Annotated in this window: 5 protein-coding genes; 2 read left to right on the top strand and 3 right to left on the bottom strand. The window is 38.3% G+C overall.

Features of this window, described 5'->3' with window-relative positions:
* The 3 genes from JHD79_RS22380 to JHD79_RS22370 form a co-directional block, all read right to left on the bottom strand.
* The coding region (locus tag JHD79_RS22380) for a hypothetical protein (RefSeq protein WP_199121580.1) at positions 1-370 on the bottom strand (370 nt) is incomplete at its 3' end.
* Between the two features lie 325 nt (positions 371-695).
* A complete protein-coding gene (locus tag JHD79_RS22375) occupies positions 696-1,262 on the bottom strand; it encodes a DUF4256 domain-containing protein (RefSeq protein WP_199121579.1) in 567 nt (188 codons plus the stop codon).
* Between the two features lie 288 nt (positions 1,263-1,550).
* The gene (locus tag JHD79_RS22370) at positions 1,551-1,781 is read right to left on the bottom strand and encodes a hypothetical protein (protein ID WP_199121578.1); all 231 of its coding nucleotides are present in this window, start codon (positions 1,779-1,781) and stop codon (positions 1,551-1,553) included.
* 97 nt (positions 1,782-1,878) lie between these two features.
* Between JHD79_RS22370 and JHD79_RS23045 the strand changes: the two genes are divergently transcribed.
* Together JHD79_RS23045 and JHD79_RS22365 are read left to right on the top strand one after the other, a co-directional pair.
* On the top strand, positions 1,879-2,001 hold the full coding sequence (locus tag JHD79_RS23045; RefSeq protein WP_255533975.1) for a hypothetical protein: 123 nt from the start codon (positions 1,879-1,881) through the stop codon (positions 1,999-2,001).
* A 301-nt stretch (positions 2,002-2,302) separates the two neighbouring features.
* Positions 2,303-2,958, top strand: a 656-nt coding sequence (locus tag JHD79_RS22365; protein WP_199121577.1) for a CoA-binding protein, incomplete at its 3' end; no start/stop codon positions are given.

The raw sequence follows: 2,958 nt of genomic DNA, 5'->3' as shown, positions 1-2,958 counted from the left end.
CTTTTGGACTAATGGCAATCAGAATATAATCGCCGGTATGGCTAATATTAAATTCTAAACCCTTAACCGTTGGTTTCTTGTGTTCATGGGCAATAAAATCAATTTCGTGTGAGGGCACATTTAGGCATAGGGAAAGGAGGGTACGCAGACAAAATTTACTGACTACATAGCGTTCCTTGTCTTTGGGGATAAACATACGGCTGGCCTTTTCCTGCTCACGTTCAGATAGCACTTCGGTAAGTTGCTTTTTTATTCGTTGAAAATGGTCGTTTACTGCGATACGGAAAATATGCGTTTTGTCTGTGGCTATCGATTGTCCGGTGGTGTAAGGTTTCCATGCAAAATCGTAGCTTAGCAGGTTGTCTATCATTTTTTTAGGCTTTATCGTTTAAATGGTTTGCCTATGCATTTTTTACCTTAAACGAGTGGATGGCGTCTTGAAATAAAGTTAGTTTGTTCTAGGTAAATATCGTTAATTTTATCTTCCAACAAAACTTATTCAAGAAGTTTTGTTTTATGGAAAGTTATATTGTCCAATTGGCTTAATCTTGAAATCATGTGCAGGTGGCATTTGAGGTCATATACTTGGATCTTGACAAAATCATTATCCTTGTCCCACGAAAAAAGATCAATAGCCTCGAATTCCAACCAAAATCTAAACTTTCCAAATTAATAAAATTTCCGGTGAAATGAAATTATACCCTTAGTGAGCCTCTGAAAGCCCTTGCGGCATAATAAGATTGTGCCCCGTTATGGTACACAAAAACGGTATCATAACGACGATCGCCAAAAATAGCACCTCCCAGTTTTCTGATGTCAGAAGGTGTAGCCAGCCAGCTCGAGGTTTTTAGGTCAAATTCCCCTACTTTTTGGAGTTCCCTATACTGTTCTTCTGTTAAAATTTCTATGCCCATTTCTGCAGCCATGTCGAGTGCCGTATTTTCTGGCTTGTGCTCTTTTCTTGCTTCCCATGCTTCTCGGTCGTAACAAACACTTCTACGGCCTTTGGGACTTTCTGCCGAGCAATCATAAAAAAGGTATTCGTTGGTCTTTTGATCATAACCGATAACATCAGGTTCGCCACCTGTGCTTTCCATTTCATCTAGCGACCATAGTTTTGTTGGATTGGCCTCTAACTTGGCTTGTACTTTGGTCCATTCCATTCCTTCATGACGGTTCATGTTTGTTGCAAAACGCATCTTTAAAAGTTTAATTAGTTCTTCACATTGTTCGGCCGACAATTCTTTTTGATCGTTGTTCATGGTGCTAAATTTTATGGTGTGATAGAGAAGAGTTCTTTATTTTTTTAACAGATCTATTAGGTATATGACATGCTACTAAGTTCGTGAGTATTTTGATCTGGTTAAACTTTAATGGCTAAATCATTTTAAAGGGTGTGCTTTTGTTAGTCTTATTTTTTTTTAAGTGTCCTATGAGTAGATGTTCAACTACTTTTCCCGTAATTGAAATCTGGGCCCAGCCAGTGTAAGCTGTAGTAAGAAGAATGAAGATGGATATCAATCTTCTTATAAAGTACATTTGACTACCATTTACATGGAATAAAGCGCTTTTAAAAAAGTTCCATAACTCCCTATATCAATTAGAACATCTTTATTTGATTGTATGGCAAGCCCAAACATCTCTGTATTCTCGTCATAATAGATTCTATATCCATCTGCATATCTGGTTTCTTCTAATACAGTCCATAATTCGTAAAGGTCATTGAAATCGTTGGCACACCTATACTTTTGTTTGATAGGTTCTATTAAACACTTGGTCATATCAAGTCCAAATACATGATGAATATCAGCTTCTGGTCTTAATTCTAGATCAATAATATCCTTTATTTCCTGCGCTGTCTTTGCTTAGCATCTCTATATGTCCAAATATAAACTAAATATCTTTTTTCTGAGCAGCAGCCTGCGCTGTGGAGATAAACGATCGGGAGCAAGAGCTTTCTTTTTTGTTATCGTGGACAGGGCAGATGATCCATTTCTTTAAACTGGCATACACCCATTTTGTGGGAAGGGGTATTGGTATTTTTTCAAAGGTGATCTTCAGCTTAAGCTATTGATTTGTAAAGAAATAAATGGAGGTGAAACCGTCGCGATTTTCAAAAATACCAATACATTAATTCAAACGAACTGGTGAGTTCTTGAACACCAAAATAAATAAGTACTTGTGAAAAATCATGGTCGCTTCAGTACCTATTGCCACAAAAACCTAAACAGATGAAATAATATGCTTTTGCATTTGACATTATATGGCATTTACCTTAAGTTTGCACAAAAAAATAGATACAATGAGTGTTTTAGTAAATAAAGATTCTAAAGTAATTGTTCAGGGTTTTACCGGTAACGAAGGTACTTACCACGCTGAGCAAATGATAGCTTACGGTACAAACGTTGTTGGCGGGGTTACTCCTGGCAAGGGTGGTCAGACACATTTAGGCAGACCGGTTTTTAACACAGTTAAAGATGCGGTTGATAAGGCTGGCGCAGATGTATCTATTATTTTTGTTCCTCCTCCCTTTGCTGCAGATGCCATTATGGAAGCTGCCGAGGCTGGTATTAAAGTGATTGTTTGTATTACAGAAGGCATTCCTACTAAGGATATGATCGCTGTAAAATCTTATATTACAGGTAGAGATTGCCGTTTAATCGGTCCTAACTGTCCGGGTGTAATTACCGCTGATGAGGCTAAGATTGGTATCATGCCAGGTTTTATCTTCAAAAAAGGTACGGTAGGTGTGGTTTCTAAATCTGGTACGTTAACCTACGAGGCGGTAGACCAAGTGGTTAAAGCTGGTTTGGGTATCACTACCGCTATTGGTATTGGTGGCGATCCAATTATTGGTACGCCTACTAAAGAAGCGGTTGAGTTGTTGATGAACGACCCAGAAACGGAAGGTATCATCACTGTCTCTTATACACATCTGACGCTGCCGACGATCGAGCC

This window comes from Pedobacter sp. ASV28 (assembly GCF_016428855.1).
Taxonomy (GTDB): domain Bacteria; phylum Bacteroidota; class Bacteroidia; order Sphingobacteriales; family Sphingobacteriaceae; genus Pedobacter.
Note: the sequence above shows the minus strand (reverse complement) of the source record. Positions and strands in the feature narration are given on the sequence as shown.